Source organism: Streptomonospora mangrovi, from assembly GCF_027604915.1.
In the GTDB taxonomy this organism is placed as follows: Bacteria; Actinomycetota; Actinomycetes; order Streptosporangiales; family Streptosporangiaceae; genus Streptomonospora; species Streptomonospora mangrovi.
In genome coordinates this window covers 1-23,959 of sequence record NZ_JAJAQC010000004.1, presented here as the reverse complement: position 1 = coordinate 23,959, position 23,959 = coordinate 1, and the positions used below count along the sequence as shown (strand labels likewise).

The following is a 23,959-nucleotide window of genomic DNA, read 5'->3' as shown; positions in this document are numbered from 1 at the left end:
CACCACCGCCGACGGGCCGGTGCCCGGTGACCGTCCTGGGCACCCGCGCCCTCAACCGCGCCACGCTCGCCCGCCAACTCCTGCTCGACCGCGCCGACCTGCCCGTCCTCGACGCCGTCGCCCACCTGTGCGGCTTGCAGGCCCAGGAGCCGCAGGAGCCGTTCACCGGACTGTGGTCGCGGCTGCGGGCGTTCGATCCGGCCCGCCTGTCGGACCTGCTCCGCAAGCGCGCCGTGGTGCGGATGCACCTGATGCGGCGCACCGTCCACCTCGTCACCGCCGCCGACGCCCTGGCGTGGCGTTCCCGCCACGACGCCATGCTGCGCCAGCGCGTCGTCGGGGTCTACCGTGACCAATTCGGCGGCCTCGACCTCGACGCGCTCGCCGCGGCAGGCCGCGACCTGCTGGCCGACGGCGAGCCGCGCACCCTGGCCGAGGTCGCCGCCGCGCTGGCCGACCGCTGGCCCCGACCGGGCCGCCGCCCCCTGGGCGAGCTGGTGGTCGCGGCCCTGGTCCCGGTGGTGCAGATCCCGCCGCGCGGGCTGTGGCGCGAGAAGGCCGGGGTGCGCAACGTCCTGCTCTCCTCATGGCTGGGCCGCGAGCCCGACCCGCCCGCCCCCGACGGCACCGACCCGGTCGGCGCCCACCTGGTCCGCCGCTACCTGGCCGCGTTCGGGCCGGCCGCAAGCGCCGACCTGCGCGCCTGGTGCGGGCTCGCCGGGCTGCCCGCCGCCGTCGCGGCGGTCCGGGACGAACTGGTGTCCTTCCGCGACGAGCGCGGCCGGGAACTGCTGGACCTGCCCGACGCCCCGCGCCCCGACCCCGACACCCCCGCCCCGGTGCGGTTCCTGCCGGCGTTCGACAACGCGCTGCTGGGCTACCACGACCGCGGCCGGATCGTCGACGACGCCCACCGGGGCCTGTCGGTGGCGGGCGCGCGCGTGCTCCTGCTGGACGGCCGGGTCGCCGCGACCTGGACGGTGGAGGAGGGCGCCGTGGCCGTGGCCCCGCTGCGGCGCCTGTCCCCCGCCGAGCGCGCCGCCGCGGCCGAGGAGGGCGCCGCGCTCGCGGCCTTCCTCAGCGACGGGGAGTCCGACCGCGTGCGCGTGCCGGCCGAGCCCGCCTGAGTCCGCCGGAACGCCGCTCAGGCGGACTCAGGACCGGCCGGTGACGTCGGGGACGTGGCCGCCCCCGTACTGGACCGGCGCCCGGGGGTCGGCGTCGGGGGCGCCGTGCCACTCGCACATCAGCACGGTGGCGTCGTCGTTGAGCCGGCCGTCGTGGTGGGCCAGCACGGCGGCCACCAGGCGGCGCAGGGTCTCGGGCGCGGCCAGCCCGTCGGCCTGGTGGCGGATGACGAAGTTGACGAAGCGCTCGCGCCCGAACTCCCGCCCCCGCGCGTCGCGGGCCTCGGTGATGCCGTCGGTGTAGAGCAGCAGGCGGTCGCCGGGCTCCAGGTGCTCCCGGCACAGCACGGCGGGCAGCCCCAAATCGGTGCCCATCGGATGGGTGGGCTCGCACGGCAGGCCGGTGATCCAGCGCCCGGCGCGGACCAGGATGGGCGGCGGGTGGCCGCAGCTCAGCCAGGTCAGCACGCCGGTGCGCAGGTCGAGCTCGGCGAGCACGGCGGTGGCGTAGCGGGACCCCTCGAACTGCTCCAGCAGCGTGGCCTCCACGGCGTCGCGGATGCGGACCGGGCCGCCGCCCTCGCGCCGCTGCCGGCGGCAGGAGGCCAGGGCGAGGTTGGCGGTGAGGCCGGCCGAGGTGTCGTGGCCCATGGCGTCGAAGAGGGCGAGGTGGACGGTGTCGCCGGCCAGGGCGTAGTCGTAGGCGTCGCCGGCGGTGGCGTAGGCGGGTTCCATCGCCGCCGCGATGGTGACCCGCTTGTCGGCGAACGTGCGCGGCGGCATGAGCGTCCACTGCATCTCCGCGGAGACCGACATGGAGCGGAGCCGGGTCAGCCGCGCGTGGGAGTCGCTGTGCGGCCGCTTGGACACCACAAGCATGCCCACCAGCGAGGCGAGGTCCTCCATCGCCGCCCAGGTGGGGTCGTCGGGCTCCTCGGCGGTGCTCACGTGCAGCACGCCCAGGCGTTCGGTGCCGTCCAGGATCGGCAGCCAGTGCTGCACCCGCCCCTCCCCCGGCGCCGAGTGCGCCTGGGCGGCGCGGAATACGCGGCCGGGCAGGGTGGTGTCGATGCGCGCCTCCTGGCCGCCGTCGCCGGCGTCGTCGCCCCGGCCGGTGGCCTCGCGCAGCGTCTCCTCCTGCATGTCGGCCAGCAGGATGCGGACGTCGGCGAGGCCGGCGGCCGCGGCGGCGCTGGTGACCAGTCCCGGCAGCTCCTCGAAAACGCTCAGGTGGCTGTTGCGCAGCAGGGTGTGCAGCAGGCGGGCGGAGTCCTCGATCGAGACCATGGGCGGTGACCTGTCGTGCGGGCGGCGGGGCCGCCGCACCGCCCCCGCCGGGCCACCGCGCCGGCCGGCGGTGCCCGGGGGCGGGGCGGCGGCCCCGGAGGTGAACGTGCTGCTCCGGCTACCCACGCCGGAGCGGTCGATGCGGCGTTCGCCCGGCGCCTCGCTCAGGACAGGTCGAGCACCGCCTTGCCGTGCAGGCGGCGCTCGACCAGCGCGCCGACCGCCTCGGCGGCCCGCTCCCAGCCGCCCCGCCAGGAGACGGCGGGGTCCAGTTCGCCGGCGGCGACCCGCTCGGCCAGCCACGTCAGGTCGGGCGCCAGGTCGGACTCGCCCAGCAGGTAGAACGTGGTGACGGAGCGGTTGTGGCGGCCCTCGGTGGCCAGCAGTGCCTCGATGGGGAACACCACGGGCTCGCCGGTGCTGTGGCCCACCGACACGAGCGTGCCGTCCGCCGCCAGGCGCTCGAACGCCGCCACCATCTGGGGGCCGCCCACCAGGTCGATCACGCCGTCGACCTGCCCGCCGTAGGCGCCCGGACCCCGCACCACCTCGTGGGCGCCCAGGGCGCGCAGCCCCGCGCCGTGGGTGTCGGGGTCGCCGGTGGAGGCGACCACGTGCGCGCCGGCCCGGCGGGCGAGCTGCACGGCGTAGCGGCCCGCGCCGCCGGTGGCGCCGGTGATCAAGACGCGGGCGCCCAGCAGCGGGCCGAGCCGGCGCAGGGCGCGCAGGGCGCTGGTGGCGGCGACGGGGACGGTGGACACCGCGCCGAGGTCGGCGCCGCCGGGCACGGTTCCCAGGAGGGCGGTGTCCACCGCGCGCAGCTCGGCCCACCCGCCGTCGAGTCCCAGGGTGACCACGGGGGTGCCTTCGGCGGGGCCGGAGCCGTCGGCGGCGGCGCGCTCCACCACCCCCGCCGCGTCCCAGCCCAGGACGCTGCCCTCGGGCGCCCCGGCGATGCCGGTGCTGACCTCGCCGAAGTTCAGCGACGTGGCCGCCACCCGGACCAGCGCCTGGTGCGGGGCGGGGTCGGGGGCCGGGGCCTCGCCCGGCCGCAGGCCGCCGGGGGCGGAGTGGTCGATGAGCAGTGCGCGCATGGCGGACCTTTTTCTGCGTTGGATGGGTAGACGGTGCGGACGCCCGGAGCGGGCGCCACCCGGACGACTTTGCCACTAAGTGGCATAAACCTACAAGAGGCAAAAGCGCTCCGAGTACACTCCTCTGCGTGACCCCATCTCCGCCCCCGGCCGCCGCCCCGCCCTCCGGCCTGCCGCTGCGCGAACGCAAGAAGCTGCGCACCCGGCACGCCCTCATCGACACCGCGCTGCGGATGTTCACCGAGCGGGGCTTCGACGGCGCCACCCTGGACGAGTTGTGCGACGCGGTGGAGGTGTCCAAGCGCACCTTCTTCCGCACCTTCGCCAGCAAGGAGGACGTCGCCATGGCGCCGGCCGAGGACATGTGGCGGGCCTTCGCCGACCGCCTGGCCGGCCGCGACCTCGGCGGGCGGCCGGTGGCGGCCGAACTCCGGGCCGTGCTGCGCGAAACCGTGGCGGCCATGCCCGACGAGGGGTGGGAGCACCGCATGCTGCTCAGCCGCAGGCTCGCGGCGGCAACGCCGTCCATGGACGCCCACGGCCTGCACTTCTGCAACCGCACCAGCGCGCGGATCGTGGCCGACCTGCACCGCCGCCTCGACGTGGACCCCGCCGACCCCCGGCCGCGCCTGGCCATCGACCTGGTGGTCGCGGCCTGGCACCACGCGCTGGAGACCTGGACCGCCCAGGAGGGCGGCCACACCCGCGGCGCCCTCGCCGCCCGGTTGGACGCCGCCTTCGACGCCCTGCCCGGCGCGCTCTCCTTCGCCGCCCCCGCCCGCGCCGACTCCCCCCCGCCCGCCGAATCCACCGGCTGACCGCCGGCCCGCCGCACGGCCGCGTGGCCTGTGTCACTCCGCGGCCGCTGCGCCGGGCATCGGCGCAGGTCGCGGGCGCGGCCCCCGCCGACCCGGCGGGCGCGGGCCGTGCGCCGCGTTTGCCGGGAGGGGGCGGGGTAGCGCGACCCGCACCGGCCCCGCCCCGGCGCGGGCGCCGGGCACATCCCCTGACCCCCGCCCTCGGAGGCCCCCGTGACGCGCCAGCCGCTGCCCGCCCACCCCTACGCGCCGCACACCCGCGTCCACGATGTCGGCGAGACCGACCGCGGCGCCATGGTCCGCGGCACCGCCAGCGTGCTGGACGCCACCCCCAGCGGCGACGGCACCTACCGCTACCTGGTGCGCCTGGACGCCGACGACCGCCACGAGGAGTGGCCGTCCTACTTCACCATCCCCGCCGGGACCTGGGCGAGCGCGGCGGCTGCCGGCGCCCACGCCGCACCCGCACCGGCCCGCTAGCCCGCCGCCCCGGCGCCCCCGCCGCCGGGGCGCGCGCTCAGCGGAACAGGGCGGCGTTGTCGGCGGCCCACTCGGCGAAGGCGCGGGGGCGCCGGCCCAAGACGCGCTCCACGTCGGGGCTGACGCGGACCTCCTCGGGCGTGGGCTCGCCCAGCACGGACAGGGTGGCCGCCACGACCGGGGCTGGCATGAAGCCCAGCATCCGCTCGCGGGCCTGCTCCCGGCTCAACTCCACGAAGCGCACCGGTTCGCCCAGCGCCGCGCCGATCGCCGCCGCCTGGCCGCGCGGCGAGACGGGTTCGGGGCCGGTGAGCACGTAGGTGGCGCCGGCGTGGCCCTCGCCGGTCAGCGCCTCGGCGGCCATGGCGGCGATGTCGGCGGGGTCCACGGTGGGCAGCGCGACGTCGCCGAAGGGCGCGGCCACCGTCCGCTCGGCCCGCACGCCCGGCGCCCACTGCCCGGCGTTGGAGTGGAACCCGCCCGGCCGCAGCACCGTCCACTCCACTCCGGCCGCCCGCACGGCGTCCTCGATGTCGGAGGGGTGGCGGCCGGTGCCGACGCCCTGGGACGACAGCAGCACCACCCGGCCCACCCCGGCGGCCCGGGCCGCCGCCAGGACGCCCGCCACCCCGGCCCCGCCCAGCGGCAGCACCGAGGCGGCCGTCAGCAGGAACAGCGCCGAGGCCCCCGCCAGGGCGGGCGCCAGCACCTCGGGCGCGTCAGGGGCGGTCAGATCGGCGCGCAGTGTGGTGACGCCGGGCGCGGACCCCGCGTCCCCGGGGCCGCGCGACACCGCCGTCACCCGCTCGCCCGCCTCGGCCAGCGCCCGCACCAGCGGCCGCCCCACGTTGCCGGTGGCTCCGGTCACCACGATCATGTCCCGCTCCTCGCCTACGCCCGCGGTGTTTCCGCGGGGGTCGCCAGGAGGCTACATTCGGCGGGATAGTAGGTTCCTAGAAGAAAGTATTGGGAAATGGGGGGCACTGTGAGCGAGACCACCGTCGGGCGGCGGCCCGCCGCGCCGGCCGACCCCGCCGCGGCCTGCCCGATCGCGCCCGTGGTCGACATCGTCTTCAGCCGCTGGACCACGCCCATCCTGTGGTGCCTGCACCGCTTCGGTCGGCAGCGGTTCGTGGAGCTGCACCGCCGCATCCCCGCCGTCACGCCCAAGGTGCTCACCCAGCGGCTGCGCCAGCTCGAACGCGACGGCCTGGTCGTCCGCACCTACCACCCCGAGGTCCCTCCGCGCGTGGAGTATGAGATCAGCGACCTGGGACTCAGCCTGGCGCCGCTGTTCGCCGGCCTCGCCCACTGGGCCGCCGACAACCTGGACCGGGTCGAGGACGCCCGCCGCGCCTACGACGCGACCGAGCACCGGCCCGCCCGCCGGGGCTGAGCGTGGCCGCGCCCGCACGCGAGCGCGCCGAAGAGCTGCGCGCCCGCTCCCGCCGGCTGGTCGCCCACGACACCCGCCGCGGCGGCGACGCCGTCGCCGGCGCGGCCCTGGCCGCGTGGCGCTGCGCGCGCCGCCCGGGACCTCCGGCGCCCGCCCGCGTGGAGCGCGATTTGGCCGCCGCGCGCGCCGAGGCGGCCGAGGTGGCCGGATGGGTGCTGTTCGACGCCGGCCACCCGGGCGCCCGCCTGGCCACGCGCGAGGCCCACGCGCTGGCGGCCGAGGCCGGCGACTCCGCCATGGCCGCGTTCGCGCTGACCAACCTGGCGCTCCAGGAGCTGGAGGCCGGGCGCGCCGGCGCGGCCCGCGCGGCCGCCGCCGAACTCCTGGAGCGGCCCCGGCTGCCGGGGCGCACCGCCCTGCTCGCGCGGGTGCGGCTGGCCCGCGCGCTGGCGCGCGGCGGTTCTACCGGCGCGGCGCTGGCGGCCCTGGGCCGGGCCGAGGCGGCGCTGGAGGACTCCCGCACCGCCCGCGACCCGGCGTGGACGTGGTGGGTGGACGAGGGCGAGGTGCTGGGCCACCGCGGGCTGGTCCTGCTGGCGCTGGGGCGCCCGGGCGCGGCCCTGGAGGCGCTGCTGGGCGCGGCCGAGACGGTGGCGGCCCAGCCCGCCGGTGCGCGCGGCGCCCTGTTCCACCGCGTTTCGGCGGTGGGCGCCGCGGCGGCGGCCCGCGCCTGGCCCGAGTGCGCCGCCGCGCTGGCGGGGCTGCCCGAGGCGGCGGCCGGTGTGGAGTCGGCCCGCAACCGCCGCCGGCTGCGCACCGCGCTGCTGCGGGTGGAACGCGCGCCCGGCGCGCCCGCGCCGCTGGTGGAGCTGGCCCGCCACACCGCGCGGCGCCTGCCCCGCGCCGCGCGCCCGGCCGGACCGGCTCAGCCGCCCCAGTCGCCGCGGCCGGACCGGGCCGCTCAGGCGGCTCAGGCGGAGTCGCCCCGCCGGTAGTGGCGCGCCATCTCCTCGGTGTCGAAGGCGGAGTCGGGCACCTCGTTGAGGCTGTACCAGTTGCCCCACGGGTCGCGGAAGACCGCCTCGACGCCGTAGGGGACCTCGTGCGGCTCCTGGACGAACTCCACGCCCCGGGCGGTGTACTCGGCGTAGGTGGCGCGGCAGTCGTCGGTGTTCCACGCGCCGCCGCTGAGCGCGCCCCGGGCCAGCAGGTCGCGGATGGCGGCGGCGGTCTCCTCGTCGTGCATCGGCGAGCCGGGCACGGTGAGGCTGAGCTGGAAGCGCGGGTCGGCCGGCGGCCCCACGGTCAGCCACCGCATGCCGTTGTCCATCGTGAGGTCGAAGCGCTCCTCGAAGCCCAGCCGGTCGATGAAGAACCGCTTGGCCTCGTCGTGGTCGAGCACGTAGACGCCGGCCACGCCCAATCTGGTGATCATGTCCTGCTCCCTGGTTCGGCTTGTCGAAACGGTGCGGTCTGCGGGCCGGTGCAGGGGGCGGGAGGGACGAGAGGGGCGGGAGGAGGCGCGGACCCGGGCGGGGAGGCCGCCGGGCGCGCCGGGCGCCGTGTGCCCAATCTACCCGCGCGGGGCGGCGGCGGGCGGGCGCGACGTGCCGGGGGCCAGGCCCCGGCGCGGGCCGGCTAGGAGGTGTCGGCGCCGACCTCCAGTTCGCACCAGACGGTGTGGCCGCGCGGGTGGGGCGGCGCGGTGGAGCCGCAGTTGCCACCGCACAGGGCGAACACGAAGCCCAGCCCCCGACCGTTCTCGGCGGCGGGGTCGTCCAGGGCGATGCCGTTGATGCGCGGCACGCTGGGGCGCCCCGGGCGCGGCCCCATGTCGCGGACCTCCAGGCACACCCCGGCCGGCGCCTGCCACAGGGAGGCGGTGAACACCCCGCCGGGCAGGCCCGAGCGGGAGTGGCGCACCGCGTTGGTGCCGATCTCGCTGGCGCACACCAGCAGGTCGTCGATCAGGCCGGACGGGTAGGCGTAGGGCCCGCGCCGCAGGTGCTGGGCCACCCAGTCGCGCATGACGCCCACGCTGGCGGGCTGGCCGGCGAAGGTGAGCTGGTGGTCGGGGTCGCGCCGCCGAGCGCCCGGACAGGACGGGTCAGGGCTGGCGGTGATGTGGTGCACGAGACGACTCCCCGAATCCCGCAAGGTGGTGGAAGCGGCTGTGACCGGGCGCTCCCGACCCGGTCAGCGCACTTTCGCGCTGGCGCCGCATGTCCGGTTTTGCATCCCGGCCCGGCGGCGCCTCGCTACGCTTCCAATATCACTCACGCGTGTATGGCGTGCAAGCTGTATTAAAGAACCCGTTGGAAAAGCACAAGTGCGAATACCTTTTCGTCCCCTCATTTCGCCGTGTTTCGGAGGTGCCCCGTGCCACGCAACAGCCCCACCGCCGCGCGCCGGAGCCTGGCACGGTTCCTCCGTGAGCGCCGCCGCGCGGCGGGCATCCCGCGCGAGCGCGTGGGCCAGTACGTCGGCAAGAACCCGGTTACCATCACCCGCCTGGAGAACGCCGAGGTGCGGGCCGAGGTCGGCACCGTGGCGATGCTGCTCGAACTCTACGAGGTGCCCCCGGAGGACCGCGGCTACTTCATCGACCTGGCCCGCTCGGCGCGGCGGCGGGGGTGGTGGCAGCGCTACTCCAAGGACATGCCCTCGTGGTTCAGCGTCTACGTCGGCCTGGAGGCCGAGGCGTCGCAGATGTGCGTCTACGAGGTCGAGCAGGTCCCCGACCTGCTCCAGACCCCCGAGTACAGCCGCGCGCTGATCGAGAGCGAGCCCGCCCCGCGCCCGGAGGAGGCGGTGTTCCGCCGGGTGGACGTGCGCCAGCGGCGCCAGCACCGGGTGTGGGAGGAGGACCCCGTGCGGCTGCGCGCGATCATGGGCGAGGGCGCCCTGTACCGCAGCGTCGGCGGCGACGAGGTCATGCGCGCCCAGTTGCGCCACCTGCTGCGGGCCGCCGACCTGGCCAACGTGACACTCCAGGTCTTACCGTTCGCGGCCGGGGCCCACGCCGGCACCGACGGCGCGTTCGTCATGCTGCGCTTCCCCGACCCGCGCGACCGCGACCTGGCCTACGTGGAGTACCGCACCGGTGCGGTGTACCTGGAGGAGCCCGAGGAACTGGAATCCTACGACCTGCTTTTCGACGACCTGACCGTAAAGGCGCTCGACCCCCTCCGCTCGGCCGAACTCATCGAGGGCGTCCTCTCCGACATTCCGCGCTCACCCTGAAAGCGACGAAAATGCGCTGAAAACGACGCGTTGCGGTTCTACGCGCCGTCCAGCCTTTTCCTGACCCTGTGGGCTGGTTTCGGGAATTGACGGCGAATTCGCCGTGGTGCCCCGAAGCTCCGGTTTCGCCCGGTCCCCGGGGCCGGTCCCCCTCCGCCCGGCGCGGACGCGGGGACCGGCCCCGGGGGCGCGGCGCCCCGGCCGCCCCCGGTGGGTTAACCTCAAGGGCCGTTGAGGTCGATGGGGAGGGATGCGTGATGCCCACCGCCACCCAGGCGTCGTGGAAGTCCAAGGAACTGACCGTTGGCCAGGTCGCCGAGCGCAGCGGCGTGGCCGTGTCCGCGCTGCACTTCTACGAGCGCAAGGGCTTGATCACCAGCCGCCGCACGGCGGGCAACCAGCGCCGCTACCGCCGCGACACGCTGCGGCGGGTGGCGTTCATCCGCACCGCCCAGCGCGTGGGGATCCCGCTGAGTGAGATCCGCGAGGCGCTGGAGTGCCTGCCCGACAACCGCACGCCCACCCGCGAGGACTGGGCGCGGCTGTCGGAGCGCTGGCGCGACGAGTTGCAGGACCGCATCCTGCAACTGGAGCGGCTGCGCGACAACCTCACCGACTGCATCGGCTGCGGCTGCCTGTCGCTGGAGCGCTGCGCGCTGTCCAACCCCTACGACCAACTCGCCCAGGACGGCCCCGGTCCGCGCCGCCTGCTCACCCCGCGCGGCTGCTCGGGGATCGGCGCGGAGTGCGGCGGCTAGCCGGGCGCTCGCCCTGGCCGGCGGCGGCGGACGGGGAGACGGCGGGGGACCGCTGCGACCGGGGCGCCGCGACACCGATGAGTGCCGATGACTGGCGTGTCCGGGCTCGCGAACAAGCCGCCCACGCCGGCCATCCGACCCGCGACCCGGTGAGCGCTGCCGACGCCGCCCTGGTCGCCCGCCTCGACCGCCGGCGGGCACGTCGATGACCGCCCGCCCCCTCAGCCGCGTCCGCGCAGGGGCTCCAGTTCGGCGGGGTCGGTGAGACGGCGCAGCGCGCGCGGGCCGGGGCCCGGGGCCGGGGTGAACACCCGCACCATGGCCCCGCCCTCCACCACCGCGGCGGCCACCCAGGAGCGGTCGGTGGTGAGCACGGCGCAGGGGTGGTCGCGGCCCTCGACGGCCAGTGTCTGCTCCGACCACCGCGCGTCCTCGCCCAGGGTGAAGGACTGCGCGGCCAGGGGGTCGCGGGCGCGCCGCTCCATAAGGTCGCGTTCGGCGCAGAAGGCGCGCAGGTCGCGCTCGGCGGGCGGTTCGGCGCGCTCCCACAGCCGCGTGGCGATCTCCAGGTCGGGGCCGAGGTCGGCGCCCTCGGGCGTGGACCCGAAGTCCACGACAGCCTTGAGCAGCCGCCCGCCGCCCGGCTCCAGGGTGGTGGAGCTGACGCGCCCCCGGCGGGGCTCGTCCACGGGCGCGTACAGCGGCACCCCCGCCAGGATGTGGGCCAGGCCCGCTCCCTCGTCCACGCGCCGCCGCCTCTCCCCTCGCGGGCGCGCCCCCCGCGCGCCTCGGACCTGGCCCCGATCCTAGAGGCCTGGCCGCCGGACGGTGCCCGGAAGCGCCGCCGTGGGCGGTGGACCCGTCCCGCCGCGCACCAACCCTTCCAATGATCATTGTCATGGTCTACGCTCGGGCACCACTACTGAACTCACCGGTAACCTCCGAGCGAGTCGAGGCCCCCATGAGCACCCTCCGTCCCTCCTCCCGCCCCACCTCCAGCGATCCCCGCGCCCCCTCCGGCCGCCGCCCCCGAACCACCCTCCGGGAGGCGAGATGACCGCCGCCCCGCGCCGCACCACCGTCCTCTCCCCCGACGGCACCCGCATCAACGTCGAGACCCACGGCCCCGAGGACGCCCCCGCTATCGTCCTCAGCCACGGCTGGACCTGCTCCACCCACTTCTGGCGGCCCGTGGTCGAGCACCTGGGCGCCGACCACCGCGTCATCTGCTACGACCAGCGCGGCCACGGCGCCAGCTCCCACCCCGCCCGCCACGGCTACAGCGTCGCCGCCCTCGCCGACGACCTGTGCGCCGTGCTGGAGGCCGTCCTCGCTCCCGAGGAGCGCGCGGTGGTGGGCGGCCACAGCATGGGCGCCATGACCGTGATGGCCGCCGCCGACCGGCCCCGGTTCGCCCGCCGCGCCGCCGCCGTCCTGCTGGCCAGCACCGGCAGCACCGCACTGCCCGGCTCCTCGCGCGTGCTGCCCGGTGCCGCCCGCTTCCCCCGCCTGGGCGCCGCCGCCCACCGGCTGCTGCTGGGCTCCACGCTGCCCCTGGGGCCGCTGACCCCGCTGACCCGCGCGGCCCTGCACTACGTCACGATGGCCCCCGACGCCGACCCCGCGATGGTCGACTACTGCGTGCGCATCGTGCACGGCTGCGCCCGGCTGCCGCGCGGGCGCTGGGGCCGGGTGCTGGCCCACCTGGAACTGGACCGGGGCCTGGCGCACCTGGAGATGCCCTCGGTGGTGCTGGCCGGAACCCGCGACCGCCTCACCCCCATCGCCCAGGCCCGCCACATCCGCGACCTGCTGCCCAACTGCGAGCGGTTTATCGAGGTCGCGGGCGCCGGCCATATGACACCGTTGGAGGCGCCGGAGACGGTGGCCGGGGCGCTGGCCGACCTCGCAGCCGCCCACCTGCGCACACCCGTCGCCCATCGGGAGGAGACCGCATGACCCGCCGCTATCCGCGCCTGGCCGGCCGCACCGCCGTGATCACCGGCGCCGCGCGCGGGGTGGGCGCGCTGCTGGCGCGCCGCCTGGCCGACCAGGGCGTGCGCACCGCCCTGGTGGGGCTGGAGCCCGACGAACTGGCCGCCACCGCCAAGGACTGCGGCGCCGAGTCCGACTGGTGGCAGGCCGACGTCACCGACGCCGCCGCCCTGGAGGCGGCCGCGGCCGCGATCACCGAGCGCTACGGCCGCATCGACATCGTCGTGGCCAACGCCGGGATCGCCACCGGCGGCCCCTTCGCCCACACCCGGGCCGCGTCCTTCGACCGCGTCATCGAGGTCAACCTACTCGGCAGCATCGCCACCGCGCGCGCGTTCCTGCCGGCGCTGCTGGAGAGCCGGGGCTACCTGCTCCAGATCGCCTCGCTGGCGGCGATCACCCCGGCGCCGCTGATGGCCGCCTACTGCGCGAGCAAGTCGGGGGTGGAGGCGTTCGCGCACTGCCTGCGCCCCGAGGTCGCCTACAAGGGCGTCGACGTGGGCGTGGCCTACCTGACCTGGACCGACACCGACATGGTGCGCGGGGCCGACGCCGACGACGAGCTGCGCGAGATGCGCTCGCGGCTGCCCTGGCCGCTCAACCGCACCTTCCCCCTGGAGCCGGCGGTGGACCACATCGTGGCCGGGATCGCGCGCCGCCGCGCCCATGTCTACGGCCAGCCGTGGCTGCGCGCGCTGCAAGGGGTGCGCGGGGCGCTGCCGGGGTTCATCGGCGCGTTCGGGCCGCGCGAGATCAGCCGGCTGGACGCCCGGCTGGAGGCCACCCGCGACCGGCGCGCCGCGGCGGTGGGCGCGGGCGGGGCGGCCGACCAGCGGGCCCGCGCCGCCCGCGCGCCCGAGGGAGCCGGCGACGCCGGGAGCGTCGACAGCGCCGAGGCCGCGCCGCGCTAGCGTGCGGAAGGCCGACGCGCGGACGGTTGGTGTGCCCGCCCCGCCCGGGACGGGCGCACCAACCCACGTGACGTGGGGCTGGGGCTCAGGCCCGGCCGCGCGGGCGGTAGGGCTTGGGGAGCTTGAGCCCGCGCTCCTGCATCACCGTGCGCAGCCGGTCGGGGTAGTCGGTGATCAGCCCGTCCACCCCGGTGTCCAGCACGGCGTGCATGGTTGCGGGGTCGTTGACGGTCCAGGGCACCACCTCGATGCCGCGGCGGTGGGCGCGGGCCACCATGGCGGCGTCCACGTAGAGCCGGTAGTCGGGATCGCCCACCGTGCCGTTCTGCGGGAACCCGTGCACCGGGGAGAAGGCGTCGGCGCCGAAGGAGTCGACCGCGGCGACCGGGTCGCCGTCGAAGTCGTCGATGTCGATGCCGCCCAGCCAGGGCGAGGCGCCGGGCTGCCCGGTCTGGAGGAAGTCGTGGTTGGTCAGCGCCACGATCGGCAGCCGCGGCTCCACCTCGCGCACCCGCATCAGCGCGCCCCAGTCGAAGCTCTGGACGGTGGCCTGGCGCAGCAGCCGCGCCCGGCGGATCTCGGCCACCACCACTTGGACGAACTCCTCGCGCGGCGCGGTCTCGTGCGGGGCGCCCGCCTCGACCTTGGTCTCGATGTTGAGCCCCACCCCGTGGGCGCGGTAGCGGTGCACCAGGTCGAACACCTCGCGCAGCAGCGGCATGCGCTCGCCGGGGGCGGCCCGCTGGCCGGGGTACTCCGGCAGGGTCTGGGAGCCGCAGTCCAGGGTGCGCACCTGCGCCAGCGTCAGGTCCTTGATGTAGGAGCCGACGTAGGGGTACTGGGGGTCGCCGGGGGTGACGGGCTGGGTGTCGCGGCACTTGCGGTCGCTGATGCGGCGGTCGTGGGTGACCACGGCCTCGCCGTCGCGGGTGATCTGGACGTCGAGTTCGAGCGTGCTCACGCCCAGTTCCAGGGCGTTGGCGAAGGCGGGCAGGGTGCTCTCCACGACCAGGCCGAGGCCGCCGCGGTGGGCCTGGAGGTCGAAGGAGCGGCCGGGGCGGTGGCGGTCGTGGTCGCGGCCGTCGGTGGTGTCGGCGGCGGCGGGGGTGAGCGAGGCGGCGGCCAGCCCGGCCGCCACCAGCAGGGTGGTGAGGGAGCGCAGGAGCATGCGCCCCATCGTGGTGCGCGTGCGCGGCGGGGGGCCGGGGCGCCGGTGAAGGGCGCGCTAAGGCTGGTTGAACCGATCCGCGGGGCCACGTCCGGCGGGGGGCGACCGCCACCGGATCCGCTTGGCACCGGCACCCCCGGGGGTGAGCGGTCGAGGTCCACCGCCGCCTAGGCCGGCGGATCATCCGGCGGCATGAAGCTCACTTCTCGTCGTCGTCGGCGTCCATGTCGGCGTGCAGCGCCGCGATGGCCTCGGGGCGGATGGCGAGCATGTCCCTGCGGGCCTGCTCGGCCACCGCCTCCCGGGACCGGCGCAGATGCTCGGCGGCCGCTGCCTCGTTCGGCGCGGCGGCGGCCTCGCGCTGGGCCTGGGCGGCGGCCGTGCCCAGGCGACGCAGTACGCCGAGGACCGTCTCCTTGTCGGCGGGGGTGTAGCCCGGGGTGGGGGGCGTCGGCTCGGACATGCTCGCTCCTTGTACTCGTCGTCGGCGGCGGTGCCCGCCACGGTGCGGCCGCCGGGCGGCGCGTGCACCCGGACGCCCGACCACGGCCGCCGAGCCGGATATGTGGCCGCCCTGATCGAAAGCGTGTTCGCCGGCTGGGGGAACACTACCGGGAGCGTAGGACACGCTGAACCCCTTGCGCGGGACGGACTCCGGCGTTCGGCGATCGACCGTTTTCCGCACGCTTCGGGCGCCCAGCCGCCCTCCTCAGGGGCGGTAGCGCATGGGGTGGTCGGCCGGCACCTCCACCACGCAGATCTTGACGCCATCCGGATCGGCGATCCACATCTCCAGCAGCCCCCAGGGCTCGCGCTGGGGCGAGCGCAGGATGGGCGCGCCGCGCTCGGCCAGCTCCGCGTGGGCCTGGGCGATGTCGGGCACCTGGAGCCACAGCCGCAGCGCGGCGGGGTCGGCGGCGGGCTCGCCGGTGCCCGAGACCTCCAGGAAGCCCCCGCCCAGGAAGAACACCGTGCCGTGGTCGGGCGGGGTGCCGAACTCGCGGAAGACGGCGAGGCCGAGCACGTCGCGGTAGAAGGCGCGGCTGGCGGCGAGGTCGCGGGGGTGCAGCAGGACGCGGCTGCTGAGGACGTTCACCATGGTCGGATCCATGCCCCGGCGCCGCCCGGGTGAACCCGGTGCGGACGTGCGCGGCGCGGGGCGGCGTGCGCGGTCGGCGTGGCGGAGCGAACATCAGTGAGACCGTACAGACCGGAACGCCCTGGTTAGGATGGGGACGAAACACCGCGCGGCGGACGGCCTTCTTGATCCCATCATGGGATCGGCGACCGTATCCGCCGCCCCGGCGCCGTGCACCCGGTCGACGGGCGGACCCGCACGAGCCCCGGCACCCGGCGCGCGCGGCCGGGGCCTCCGCCGCGACGCTTCCCGCACCACCCACCAGTGAGGACGGCTGCCGTGCCCATCGCCCTGCTCGCTCTGGCCGTCGGCGCCTTTTGCATAGGAACCACCGAATTCGTCGCGATGGGCATTCTGCCCAACGTCGCCGACGCCTTCGGGGTCTCCATCCCCACCGCCGGATACGTCATCTCCTGCTACGCCCTGGGCGTGGTGGTGGGCGCCCCGCTGCTGGCGCCGCTCAGCGCCCGCGTCGACCGCAAGCACCTGCTCATCGGGCTGGCCGCCATGTTCACCCTGGGCAACCTCGCCTCGGCGCTGGCGCCCAACTTCGGGCTGCTGCTGGCCGCCCGCGTGGCCACCGCCCTGCCCCACGGCACGTTCTTCGGGGTCGGCGCGGTGCTGTCGGCGGCGCTGGTGCCGTTCAACAAGCGCTCCCAGGCGGTCGCGCTGATGATCGCCGGGCTGACCGTGGCCAACATCGTGGGCGTGCCGCTGGGCACGATGGCCGCCCAGGAGTTCGGCTGGCGCGCCGCGTTCGCCCTGGTGGCCGGGGTGGGCGTGCTCACCGTGATCGCCATCGCCCTGCTGGTGCCCAACCAGCGGCCCCGGCCGGGGGCCTCCATGCGCTCGGAGTTCGGGGCGCTGGCGCGCGGCCAGGTGTGGCTGGCGCTGGCGGTGGGCGCGCTGGGGTTCGGCGGCATGTTCGCCTCCTACAGCTACATCTCCCCCATGATGACCGAGGTCGCCGGCCTGCCGCTGGGCGCGGTGCCCTACGTGCTGGCCCTCTACGGCGTGGGCATGACCTGCGGCACCCTGGCCGGGGGCCGGGCGGCCGACCGCGCGCTGATGCCCACCATGTACCTGGCCATGGGCGCCATGACGCTGGCGCTGCTCCTGCTGCACCTGCTGGCGGCCTCGCCGGTGGGCGCGGTGGCCATGGTGTTCCTGCTGGGCTTCACCAGCAGCGCCCTGGTGCCGTCGTTGCAGACGCGGCTGATGGACAAGGCCGAGGACGCCCCCTCGCTGGCGGCCGCCCTCAACCACTCCGCGCTCAACTTCGCAAACGCCAGCGGCGCCTGGCTGGGCGGGCTGGTCATCGCCGCGGGCTACGGGTTCGCCGCGCCCAGCCTGCTCGGCGCCGGGCTGGGGGTGGTGGGCCTGCTCCTGGTGGCGGCCTCGGCCGCGGGCGACCGCAGGGCGGCCCGCCGCGCCGCCGCACCGGCCGGGGAGCCGACTCCCAAATCCGGCTGACCCTTCGGGACGTCCGCGACCTGCCGGCCGCCGGCCTGAACGACGCCCGGAACTGGGGGGTGGTCGGCCGCGTCGGGGCGACGGAGAGCCGAAACCAGGGCCAGACAAGGGCCAATCGAGGGCAGTGGCACCCTCGCAGGCATGGAAAAGGCGCTGCCGAAGCGGCATTGGCCCGGTCGCGCGACCCGGCGGAGCGCCTGTGCTCTACCCCTCGCCGGCCGCGTGCAAACACGCCGCCCGGGGCGTTGGACGGCGGTCCCGGGGGCGGCGGGCGGGGAGTGGGAGAGGACGGGACGGGGCGCGGTGCGGCTCAGCCGCCGGCCAGGGCCAGGCGGGCGGTGAACTCGCGCTCGCCGATGATCTCGATGGCCTGGCCCCGGGCGCGGTAGTCCTCGGCGCGGCGCTGCTTGGCGGTAGGCGCGCTCGTGGTGGAGTCGGCCACCACCAGCACGTCGGTGGCGCGGGTGACGTTCTTGGCCGGGTGCCCGCCGGCCTCGGCGATGCGCCGCCAGGCGTCGGGCTTGGGGATGCCGTCGAGGTCGCCGCTGATGCACACGGTGCGGCCGTAGAAAGGGCCGGAGGGGTCGGCGTCGGGGTCGGCCTCGGGCAGTTCGGCGCGCGCCGCCTCCTGCCAGGCGGCGAACCGGTCGCCGGGGCGGGCCGCGCCACCGGTGGCGGCCGGACGGGGGTCCAGGCCGCCGGCCAGCCGGGTCAGCGGCCAGCTCAGCGCCGCCGCCAGCGCGCTGAGGGACGCGGCGGCGGTGGCCTCCATGGCGGCCAGCACGATGCGGGCGGCGGCCTCGGCGTCGGCGTCGGCGCGGTGGTGGCGCCCGGCCATGTCCCAGCCGATGCGCCCGCACACGGTCGGCAGCCGGTGGTCGGGCAGCTCGGCCCAGGCGCGCCGGGCCAGCGCCAGCGTGCACGCGTAGGAGATCGCGGGGCGGGCCAGCCCGGTGTGGGCACAGGCCGCGCGCAGCACGCCCACGTCGAAGGCGGCGTTGTGGGCCACCAGCGGGTCGTCGCCGGCCACGGCGGTGATTCGCTCCAGCACCTCGGGCCACTGCGGCGCCTGGGCGACGTCGGCGGCGGTGATGCCGTGGATGGCGGTGTGGCGGGCCGAGAAGAACCGCACCGGCTCGGGCGGGCGCACCAGGGTGGAGTAGCGCTCCACGACCGCGCCGTCGACCACCCGCACCAGCCCCACGGCGCACACGCTGCCACGGTCGGGGTTGGCGGTCTCGAAGTCCACGGCGGTCCAGGCCCGGCTCATCGGATGCGCCCCCTCTCCTACCGCGCGGCCGCCACGACTCGGCGCCGCACCGCAGCAGGCAGACTACCGCCGCCGCCCCACCGTCCGGGCCGAAACCGGCGAAGGCGCCGCGAATGCGGCGCCCGGCGCCCTGGTCTTGGCGTGCGTTCAGCGGTCGCCTGGGCAAGTGGCGAGGGTGGTGACGGAGCACCGATGCGAGGGGGGTCCGGGGCCGCGACCACCGCGGATGGGTGGGGTGGCGACGGGGCGCCGACGCGAAGCGGGAGTCCGGGCATGCGTTCACCGATCACCTGGGCGGATGGTGAGGGGGCGACGGGGCGCCGAGGCGGGACGCGGGTCCGCGCGTGCGGCCACCGACCAGCCGGGCGGATGGGCGAGGTGGCAACGGGGCGGCGACGGCGGCGGGTGGTCCGGCGGGGCGGCCATCGGTACCCAGGGTGGACGGCCGAGGCGGCGACGCGACGGGCGCGGCGGCGCCGATGGCCGTTTCCGCGTTCAGGTGGCTCGGCGGAGCGGGTGGGCGGGGCGAATCCGCATCTCGTCTGGACTCGGCGCGGCGTTTCATGATGTTTTGCCCTGTTTGTCGCTTACAGAATGGGCCATGACTGCACCGAAGTGGCCCCATGAGGGCCAAAGCGTCCGCATGGTGAGACGATCGAAGTGCCCGCCGTACCCTTTTGTCCCCCTCTCCGTTTCCAAGGGCGACGAAAGTGCCTTCTCCTTCGCCCTGGCGATCCGTAGGCGCATCTCGTGGTGAAAGGGGGCCGTTTTCGTCTTACCATGTGAGATTTCAGGCACCCGGCGCCCCTCTTGTCCGGTTCGGGAATGAGGCGGTCTCGCCCAACCGCAGAGGAACGGCGAGACCAGCGGCCAGGAGCCCCGACACCCTCCTCACCTTGAGGCCGTACTCGCGCGGGCGGCCGCCACCAAGCCGCGCCGGACCCGCCCGCCCGGACCACCCGCCGCCGCTTCGTTGCCCGCCTCAACCACCCCCAAGCGGCCCGGTGGCCGCCCGCCCCGAAGGCCACCGAACCCCCCTCGAAGATCTAGGCTGGCGGGCGTGAGCGAGGTGCTGGAAAACCTGGAGGAACTAGGCGGCGAGGTGCACGCCCTGGCGCGGGTGCTGTGGGACTTCCACACCCGGCCGGTGTGCGATCCGGTGCCCGGCGCGGGCAACGACCTCATCCTGGTGCTGGGCAGCCACGACGTGCGGGTGGCCGGACACGCCGCGCGGATGTGGCGGCAGGGGGTGGCCCCGCTCGTGGTGATCTCCGGCGACCGGGGGCGGCGCACCGGCGGCGACGGGCGCGCCCCGCGCTGGGAGCGTTCCGAGGCCCACGTGTTCGCCGACGCCGCCCGCGCCGCCGCGCCCATCCCCGACTCCGCGCTGTTGCTGGAGACCGGCGCCACCAACACCGGGGAGAACTTCACCCGCAGCCGCGCCCTGGTGGAGGCGGCCGGGATCCCGGTGCGGCGGGCCGTGGTCACCGCCAAGCCCTACATGGCCCAGCGGGCGCTGGCCACCGCCGCCGTGCACTGGCCCTCGGCGGACTGGACCTTCGCCTGCTTCGGCGGCGGCTACACCGGCTACTGCGCCGACCCCGAGCACACCGCCGAGGAGCTGGTGCACTTCCTGGTGGGCGACCTGCAACGCCTGGCGGTCTACGCCGGCCGGGGCTGGAGCGCCCCCGTCGAGGTGCCCGAGGAGGCGTGGCGGGCCGCCGAGCGCCTGGCCGCCCTCGGGTTCACCGACCACCTCGTCCCCGGCGAACCCGTGCGCCCCCTTTCCCGCTGAGGCCGGGGGCGTCCGCAGGCCGCCATGGGCGGCGCACCTCGGACGCGCCCCCTCCGCCCCGCGCACGCGGCGGCCAGGAGCGGCCGGCCGAGCCCGCCGACCCCCGTGGCGGCCAGGGCCGCCGCACACACCTCTCCCGCACTCCTCCCCACCCCGCAGGGCGCGGTTTCGGGCGGAGCGGGGACGGGCACAGCCCCTGTCGTGGAACCCGACCCTCCGCGCGCCGACGGGCAGGCGCCGGGCGCCGCCGATCGGCGCGCCCGGCGCTCCGCCATGTACGGCGCCAACGACCTGTCGTCGCTGACCCTGTTCTCCGGCGGCTTCATCAACTTCGGCTACTGGGCCGACCCGCCCGGCGGCCCCGACTCCGCGCCCACCGTGGCCGAGCGCACCGCCAGCCAGCAGGAGATGTACCGCCAGGTCGCCCGCCGCCTGGACCTGGGTGCGGGGCAGCGCGCGGCCGAGGTCGGCTGCGGGCTGGGGGTGGGCGCCGCCCTGGTGGCCGCCGAGTTCTCCCCCGCCGCGCTGGTGGCTCTTGACCTCTCGGCCGAGCAGTTGGGCCGGGCGCGCGAGCGGGTGCCCCAGGCCCGACCGGGCGCGGCGGCGCCGCTGCGCTTCGTCCAGGCCGACGCCGACCGCCTGCCGCTGGCCGAGGCCGCCCTGGACGCCGTGTACTCCGTCGAGGCCGCCCAGCACTTCGAGGACCTGCCGGCGTTCGCCGCCGAGGCCCGCCGCGTGCTGCGCCCCGGGGGTCGGCTGGCGGTGGCGGTGTTCTTCCTCACCGCCGAGTCCGCCCGGGCGCGCGCCACGACCCTGCTGGAGACCTTCGGCAACGGCGTCGACGTGGTGGTGGCGGTGGACGACTTCACCGCCGTGCTGCGCGCGGCCGGGTTCACCGACGTCGCCGCGGAGTCCATCGGCCCGCGCGTGTGGCACCGCTTCGACGCCTGGATCGCCCGGACCGAGTACCGCGACGTGTGGAGCCGCAACTGGCTGCGCGCCTATGAGGAGGGGCTGGTCGACTACTACATCGCCACCGCCCGGCGCTGACCGGGCGGCTGACCGGCCGGTGGACCGGCCGCCGCCCGGCATCGCGGCGGCGGTCGCGGTGCCGGTGTCAGGACTCGGCGGTGGGGGCGCCGGCCGCGGCCTGCTGCTCGGCGAGCTTGGCGGCGTTGGCCTCGCGGCGGGCGAACACGTCCTCGCGCATCTCCTCCATCTGCTTGAGGACCTTGCGGCGCGGGCGCTTGCCGAGGCGGTCGATGTAGAGGCGGCCCAGGGTGTGGTCGGTCTCGTGCTGGAGGCAGCGGGCGAAGTAGCCGGTGCCGTCGATCTCCACGGCATTGCCGTCGCGGTCGAACCCGCTGACGCGGGCGTACTCGGCGCGGGGGACCTCGGCGTGGGGGCCGGGCACCGACAGGCAGCCCTCGTTGTCCACCACCAGGGGGCTGTCCTCGGGGTCGCGCTCGGCCAGCACGGGGTTGCACACGTGGCCCACATGGCGCACGCCGTCGTCGTCGTGGCAGTCGTAGACGAACAGCCGCAGGTCCACGCCGACCTGGTTGCCGGCCAGCCCCACGCCCTCGGCGACGTACATGGTGGCGAACATGTCGTCCACGAGCGCGGCCAACTCGGGGGTGCCGAACTGCTCGAGGGCGACGTCGCGGTTGCGCCGGTGCAGCACCTCCTCGCCCACGACCGTGATGGCGCGCGCCCGCCCGCGCAGGGCCTCGGGGGCCATCTCGGGGAAGGAGTCGACGGGGTGGCCCTGGACGCGCACGCGCTGGTCGGCGGGCTCCTGGGGGGTGGAGGGCTCAGGCATGGTCTTGGGATTCTCGCTCTTGGTGGGGCTGCGGTGTGCTGTGGTGCCCCGGCTGCGCGGGGCGGCCTTCGCAAAATAGCACAAAGTCGCAGGTCAAACCGATTCCGTGAGAGCGGGCGCCCGGGCACGGTGCGCGCGGGCGCGGGCGGGGCGGCGCGGCTAGCGGAACCAGCCGTTGCCCTGGGTCAGGCAGCGCACCAGGTAGTCGCGCAGGGAGACCGCGACCAGGCGGCGGCGGTCGGTCTCGTGGTCCCACACCACGATCCCGGGGCCGTAGTCGGTGTGGACGTAGGCGAACTGCGGCCCCATGTCGGAGTCGCCGAAGAAGATCATCTCGTCGAAGGGGGCGTACAGCTCCAGGTAGTCGGGCTCGCCGCGCATGGCGAGGTTGTCCTCCACCAGCCGCTCGGCGGTCCACACCACCGCGTCGCCGTACTCGTTGTACACCCCGTCGCACTCGCGCAGCAGGGAGGCCAGTTCGAAGGGCAGCGGCAGGGCCAGCGCCTTCTCGATCTCGGCGATGGCGGCCTCTTCTGCCGGGTCGGCCGGTTCGGCCTCCGGGTACAGTTCACGGATCAGTTCACGCCACACACTGTGAATCATCACAGGTTGCGGCATTGCACGGGAAACCGGAGACCGCGAGTCTCGCGAATTCCGCGCGGATCCGCACCCCACGGCCGCGCGGCCGCCCCGGCCGGACTCGGGCGACTTCCCGGCGCGCGCGGGAATAATGGCCGGTCGGCGGGGTGTTGTGCGGGGTGCGGGCCGGTGCGGTAGAAGTGTCCCCCGGGCTCCACATATCGCCTTCGCGGAATACCGCGTCCGCGCGGCCGGGTCACCCGGCTTCGCGGGCGGACCATGGAGCCGCGTTGTGCCCTGCGCCGTGAGGCGACCGCCGCACCGGCCCGCACTCTTCAGTCCCCGCCCCCCGCGCCGCCTCCTTCTCGGCCAGGCGCACCAGTTCCCGGGCCACCGCCCGCCAGTGGTCGCGGCGCAGTTCGCGCTCCTCGCCCGAGGCCAGCCCCTCCTCGTGCAGCACCATGACCGTGCGCGCCCCGCGCCGCCCCACGGCGACCTGCTGGGTGGTCCAGCGCCCGTCGGGCCAGTGGCGGCGCACCCGGATCCGCTCGCCGCGGCCCAGTCCCCGCACCTCGCCGGTGGAGCCGTCGGCGGCGCGGAAGGCGGCGCCCACCTCCAGTTCCAGGCGGGCGCCCGCGCCCAGCCAGCACTCCTGGCCCCGCGCGCCCGCCAGCACGCGCAGGACCGCCTCCGCGGGCACGTCCAGTGTGGTGGACACGCCGATCTGGTACCCCGCGTCGCGCGTCTTGCCCACGGGCGCCATGGCGTCCTCCCCTCCTGCGGCGGCCGGGCCGGCCGCCCGCTACCGCCTTAACCGGTTACCGACACCGACTATAGTGGTTACATGGCCGCCGGCATACTCCTCACCTCCTCCGACGGTGCGCGTTACCGCTTCGACGCCGGAACCCTGTTCCTGGAGATCCTGCTCACCGGCGGCCCCGGCCCCTACGAGCGCTTCGAGATCCTGCACGCCCCGGCCGACCTCGCCGCCTGGCTGCCGCGCAGCCGCCTGGGCGCGCCGGTGCGCCTGGTGCCCGCCCACCTGCGCATCAGCCCCATGGAGCTGCGCGAGGTCAAGCGGCTGCGCGACACCCTGCACCCCCTGGCGCGCGACCTGGCCGCCGACCTCCCCGCGCGGCCCGAGCACCTGCGCGCGCTCAACGACGCCGCCGGGGCCGCGCCCCGCCCGCGCATCGACCCCGCCACCCGCGCCCGCGCCTGGGAGCTGCCCATCAGCGGCACCCAGGTGCTGGGGGCGCTGGCGCGCGACGCCATCGACGTGGTGGCCTCGGCCCGCGCCGAGCGCGTGCGCGAGTGCGCCGCCAGCGACTGCCGCCTGCTGTTCCTGGACACCTCCCGGCCGGGCAGCCGCCGGTGGTGCTCGATGGAGCGCTGCGGCAACCGGCACAAGGTCGCCGCCCACCGCGCCCGCACCCGCGACTGAGCACGGCGCCCGCCCGCCCCGGCCGCGCCCCGCTCCCCCGTTATCTTCTTCGCGGTCCTGCAAGAGGGCCGCTGGCCTTCGGGCCCGGCATGACTGTTCCCCCCTGTCGAACCAATGACCTGGGGGGTGGTGTCACCGGGCCCGAAAGGCGCCGTTGGAGA

General features: G+C 76.0%; 26 protein-coding genes. 13 read left to right on the top strand and 13 right to left on the bottom strand.

Translation table 11 applies throughout. The annotated features are described in order from the left end of the window. The first annotated feature begins 26 nt into the window (after window positions 1–26). The gene (locus LG943_RS02870) at window positions 27–1,127 is read left to right on the top strand and encodes a winged helix DNA-binding domain-containing protein (protein ID WP_270070576.1); all 1,101 of its coding nucleotides are present in this window, start codon (window positions 27–29) and stop codon (window positions 1,125–1,127) included. A gap of 27 nt (window positions 1,128–1,154) precedes the next feature. On the opposite strand, the gene LG943_RS02865 is transcribed toward LG943_RS02870, so the two are convergent. Together LG943_RS02865 and LG943_RS02860 are read right to left on the bottom strand one after the other, a co-directional pair. Beyond that, window positions 1,155–2,414: a PP2C family protein-serine/threonine phosphatase gene (locus tag LG943_RS02865; RefSeq protein ID WP_270070575.1), complete on the bottom strand. Its 1,260-nt coding sequence runs from the start codon at window positions 2,412–2,414 to the stop codon at window positions 1,155–1,157. A 164-nt stretch (window positions 2,415–2,578) separates the two neighbouring features. Continuing rightward, window positions 2,579–3,508 carry a zinc-binding dehydrogenase gene (locus LG943_RS02860; protein ID WP_270070574.1) on the bottom strand — a complete coding sequence of 310 codons (930 nt, stop codon included), beginning with the start codon at window positions 3,506–3,508 and terminating at the stop codon, window positions 2,579–2,581. Window positions 3,509–3,636: 128 nt separating this feature from the next. Here LG943_RS02860 and LG943_RS02855 point away from each other — a divergent pair, with 128 nt between their 5' ends. Continuing rightward, a complete protein-coding gene (locus LG943_RS02855; protein WP_270070573.1) occupies window positions 3,637–4,326 on the top strand; it encodes a TetR family transcriptional regulator in 690 nt (229 codons plus the stop codon). Window positions 4,327–4,539: 213 nt separating this feature from the next. Next, complete coding sequence (locus LG943_RS02850) at window positions 4,540–4,806, top strand: hypothetical protein (protein ID WP_270070572.1); 267 nt, start codon at window positions 4,540–4,542, stop codon at window positions 4,804–4,806. Window positions 4,807–4,843: 37 nt separating this feature from the next. Here the strand turns inward: LG943_RS02850 and LG943_RS02845 are convergent, their stop codons facing one another. Beyond that, complete coding sequence (locus LG943_RS02845; protein ID WP_270070571.1) at window positions 4,844–5,683, bottom strand: NAD(P)H-binding protein; 840 nt, start codon at window positions 5,681–5,683, stop codon at window positions 4,844–4,846. A 108-nt stretch (window positions 5,684–5,791) separates the two neighbouring features. Here LG943_RS02845 and LG943_RS02840 point away from each other — a divergent pair, with 108 nt between their 5' ends. Next, on the top strand, window positions 5,792–6,202 hold the full coding sequence (locus tag LG943_RS02840) for a winged helix-turn-helix transcriptional regulator (RefSeq protein ID WP_270070570.1): 411 nt from the start codon (window positions 5,792–5,794) through the stop codon (window positions 6,200–6,202). Between the two features lie 2 nt (window positions 6,203–6,204). After that, on the top strand, window positions 6,205–7,197 hold the full coding sequence (locus LG943_RS02835; protein ID WP_270070569.1) for a hypothetical protein: 993 nt from the start codon (window positions 6,205–6,207) through the stop codon (window positions 7,195–7,197). On the opposite strand, the gene LG943_RS02830 is transcribed toward LG943_RS02835, so the two are convergent. Then, window positions 7,173–7,637: a VOC family protein gene (locus LG943_RS02830; protein ID WP_270070568.1), complete on the bottom strand. Its 465-nt coding sequence runs from the start codon at window positions 7,635–7,637 to the stop codon at window positions 7,173–7,175. The genes LG943_RS02835 and LG943_RS02830 overlap by 25 nt on opposite strands. A gap of 203 nt (window positions 7,638–7,840) precedes the next feature. Beyond that, window positions 7,841–8,335: an ATP-binding protein gene (locus LG943_RS02825; protein WP_270070567.1), complete on the bottom strand. Its 495-nt coding sequence runs from the start codon at window positions 8,333–8,335 to the stop codon at window positions 7,841–7,843. Between the two features lie 246 nt (window positions 8,336–8,581). Between LG943_RS02825 and LG943_RS02820 the strand changes: the two genes are divergently transcribed. Together LG943_RS02820 and soxR are read left to right on the top strand one after the other, a co-directional pair. After that, the gene (locus LG943_RS02820; RefSeq protein WP_270070566.1) at window positions 8,582–9,445 is read left to right on the top strand and encodes a helix-turn-helix domain-containing protein; all 864 of its coding nucleotides are present in this window, start codon (window positions 8,582–8,584) and stop codon (window positions 9,443–9,445) included. Window positions 9,446–9,702: 257 nt separating this feature from the next. Beyond that, entirely contained in the window at window positions 9,703–10,203 is a 501-nt protein-coding gene (gene soxR / locus LG943_RS02815; protein WP_270070565.1) for a redox-sensitive transcriptional activator SoxR, read from the top strand. A gap of 221 nt (window positions 10,204–10,424) precedes the next feature. Here soxR and LG943_RS02810 read toward each other — a convergent pair whose 3' ends face one another. Further along, a complete protein-coding gene (locus LG943_RS02810; protein ID WP_270070564.1) occupies window positions 10,425–10,949 on the bottom strand; it encodes a hypothetical protein in 525 nt (174 codons plus the stop codon). 307 nt (window positions 10,950–11,256) lie between these two features. Here LG943_RS02810 and LG943_RS02805 point away from each other — a divergent pair, with 307 nt between their 5' ends. Both LG943_RS02805 and LG943_RS02800 read left to right on the top strand, forming a co-directional pair. After that, a complete protein-coding gene (locus LG943_RS02805; RefSeq protein WP_270070563.1) occupies window positions 11,257–12,162 on the top strand; it encodes an alpha/beta fold hydrolase in 906 nt (301 codons plus the stop codon). Beyond that, the gene (locus tag LG943_RS02800; RefSeq protein WP_270070562.1) at window positions 12,159–13,109 is read left to right on the top strand and encodes an SDR family oxidoreductase; all 951 of its coding nucleotides are present in this window, start codon (window positions 12,159–12,161) and stop codon (window positions 13,107–13,109) included. The genes LG943_RS02805 and LG943_RS02800 overlap by 4 nt, the downstream gene beginning before the upstream one ends. Window positions 13,110–13,194: 85 nt before the next feature. On the opposite strand, the gene LG943_RS02795 is transcribed toward LG943_RS02800, so the two are convergent. The 3 genes from LG943_RS02795 to LG943_RS02785 all read right to left on the bottom strand — a co-directional run bounded on the left by LG943_RS02795 (window position 13,195) and on the right by LG943_RS02785 (window position 15,376). Beyond that, the gene (locus tag LG943_RS02795) at window positions 13,195–14,277 is read right to left on the bottom strand and encodes a glycerophosphodiester phosphodiesterase family protein (protein ID WP_270070561.1); all 1,083 of its coding nucleotides are present in this window, start codon (window positions 14,275–14,277) and stop codon (window positions 13,195–13,197) included. Between the two features lie 199 nt (window positions 14,278–14,476). Beyond that, a complete protein-coding gene (locus tag LG943_RS02790) occupies window positions 14,477–14,740 on the bottom strand; it encodes a hypothetical protein (protein WP_270070560.1) in 264 nt (87 codons plus the stop codon). 246 nt (window positions 14,741–14,986) lie between these two features. Further along, window positions 14,987–15,376 carry a VOC family protein gene (locus LG943_RS02785; protein ID WP_270070559.1) on the bottom strand — a complete coding sequence of 130 codons (390 nt, stop codon included), beginning with the start codon at window positions 15,374–15,376 and terminating at the stop codon, window positions 14,987–14,989. Window positions 15,377–15,694: 318 nt separating this feature from the next. Here LG943_RS02785 and LG943_RS02780 point away from each other — a divergent pair, with 318 nt between their 5' ends. Next, window positions 15,695–16,888: an MFS transporter gene (locus LG943_RS02780; protein WP_270070558.1), complete on the top strand. Its 1,194-nt coding sequence runs from the start codon at window positions 15,695–15,697 to the stop codon at window positions 16,886–16,888. 310 nt (window positions 16,889–17,198) lie between these two features. On the opposite strand, the gene LG943_RS02775 is transcribed toward LG943_RS02780, so the two are convergent. After that, a complete protein-coding gene (locus LG943_RS02775) occupies window positions 17,199–18,158 on the bottom strand; it encodes an exonuclease domain-containing protein (RefSeq protein WP_270070557.1) in 960 nt (319 codons plus the stop codon). A gap of 1,060 nt (window positions 18,159–19,218) precedes the next feature. Here LG943_RS02775 and LG943_RS02770 point away from each other — a divergent pair. Together LG943_RS02770 and LG943_RS02765 are read left to right on the top strand one after the other, a co-directional pair. After that, on the top strand, window positions 19,219–19,953 hold the full coding sequence (locus LG943_RS02770) for a YdcF family protein (protein WP_270070556.1): 735 nt from the start codon (window positions 19,219–19,221) through the stop codon (window positions 19,951–19,953). 201 nt (window positions 19,954–20,154) lie between these two features. Next, a complete protein-coding gene (locus LG943_RS02765; RefSeq protein WP_270070555.1) occupies window positions 20,155–21,003 on the top strand; it encodes a class I SAM-dependent methyltransferase in 849 nt (282 codons plus the stop codon). 67 nt (window positions 21,004–21,070) lie between these two features. Here LG943_RS02765 and def read toward each other — a convergent pair whose 3' ends face one another. From def to LG943_RS02750, 3 genes are all read right to left on the bottom strand, one after another. Further along, the gene (gene def / locus LG943_RS02760) at window positions 21,071–21,775 is read right to left on the bottom strand and encodes a peptide deformylase (RefSeq protein WP_270070554.1); all 705 of its coding nucleotides are present in this window, start codon (window positions 21,773–21,775) and stop codon (window positions 21,071–21,073) included. 159 nt (window positions 21,776–21,934) lie between these two features. Continuing rightward, a complete protein-coding gene (locus tag LG943_RS02755; protein WP_270070553.1) occupies window positions 21,935–22,378 on the bottom strand; it encodes an SMI1/KNR4 family protein in 444 nt (147 codons plus the stop codon). Between the two features lie 232 nt (window positions 22,379–22,610). Next, entirely contained in the window at window positions 22,611–23,117 is a 507-nt protein-coding gene (locus LG943_RS02750) for an SRPBCC family protein (protein WP_270070552.1), read from the bottom strand. A gap of 81 nt (window positions 23,118–23,198) precedes the next feature. On the opposite strand from LG943_RS02750, the gene LG943_RS02745 reads away from it, so the two are divergent. Beyond that, a complete protein-coding gene (locus LG943_RS02745; protein ID WP_270070551.1) occupies window positions 23,199–23,798 on the top strand; it encodes a CGNR zinc finger domain-containing protein in 600 nt (199 codons plus the stop codon). Window positions 23,799–23,959 lie beyond the last annotated feature (161 nt).

What these genes read in the sequence shown, in the direction of transcription:
- LG943_RS02865 (WP_270070575.1), bottom strand. Translation starts at nt 2,414, where the DNA reads ATGGTCTCGATCGAGGACTCCGCCCGCCTGCTGCACACCCTGCTGCGC.
- LG943_RS02860 (WP_270070574.1), bottom strand. Translation starts at nt 3,508, where the DNA reads ATGCGCGCACTGCTCATCGACCACTCCGCCCCCGGCGGCCTGCGGCCG.
- LG943_RS02845 (WP_270070571.1), bottom strand. Translation starts at nt 5,683, where the DNA reads ATGATCGTGGTGACCGGAGCCACCGGCAACGTGGGGCGGCCGCTGGTG.
- LG943_RS02830 (WP_270070568.1), bottom strand. Translation starts at nt 7,637, where the DNA reads ATGATCACCAGATTGGGCGTGGCCGGCGTCTACGTGCTCGACCACGAC.
- soxR (WP_270070565.1), top strand. Translation starts at nt 9,703, where the DNA reads ATGCCCACCGCCACCCAGGCGTCGTGGAAGTCCAAGGAACTGACCGTT.
- LG943_RS02805 (WP_270070563.1), top strand. Translation starts at nt 11,257, where the DNA reads ATGACCGCCGCCCCGCGCCGCACCACCGTCCTCTCCCCCGACGGCACC.
- LG943_RS02800 (WP_270070562.1), top strand. Translation starts at nt 12,159, where the DNA reads ATGACCCGCCGCTATCCGCGCCTGGCCGGCCGCACCGCCGTGATCACC.
- LG943_RS02795 (WP_270070561.1), bottom strand. Translation starts at nt 14,277, where the DNA reads ATGCTCCTGCGCTCCCTCACCACCCTGCTGGTGGCGGCCGGGCTGGCC.
- LG943_RS02790 (WP_270070560.1), bottom strand. Translation starts at nt 14,740, where the DNA reads ATGTCCGAGCCGACGCCCCCCACCCCGGGCTACACCCCCGCCGACAAG.
- LG943_RS02785 (WP_270070559.1), bottom strand. Translation starts at nt 15,376, where the DNA reads ATGGTGAACGTCCTCAGCAGCCGCGTCCTGCTGCACCCCCGCGACCTC.
- LG943_RS02775 (WP_270070557.1), bottom strand. Translation starts at nt 18,158, where the DNA reads ATGAGCCGGGCCTGGACCGCCGTGGACTTCGAGACCGCCAACCCCGAC.
- def (WP_270070554.1), bottom strand. Translation starts at nt 21,775, where the DNA reads ATGCCTGAGCCCTCCACCCCCCAGGAGCCCGCCGACCAGCGCGTGCGC.
- LG943_RS02755 (WP_270070553.1), bottom strand. Translation starts at nt 22,378, where the DNA reads ATGATTCACAGTGTGTGGCGTGAACTGATCCGTGAACTGTACCCGGAG.
- LG943_RS02750 (WP_270070552.1), bottom strand. Translation starts at nt 23,117, where the DNA reads ATGGCGCCCGTGGGCAAGACGCGCGACGCGGGGTACCAGATCGGCGTG.
- LG943_RS02745 (WP_270070551.1), top strand. Translation starts at nt 23,199, where the DNA reads ATGGCCGCCGGCATACTCCTCACCTCCTCCGACGGTGCGCGTTACCGC.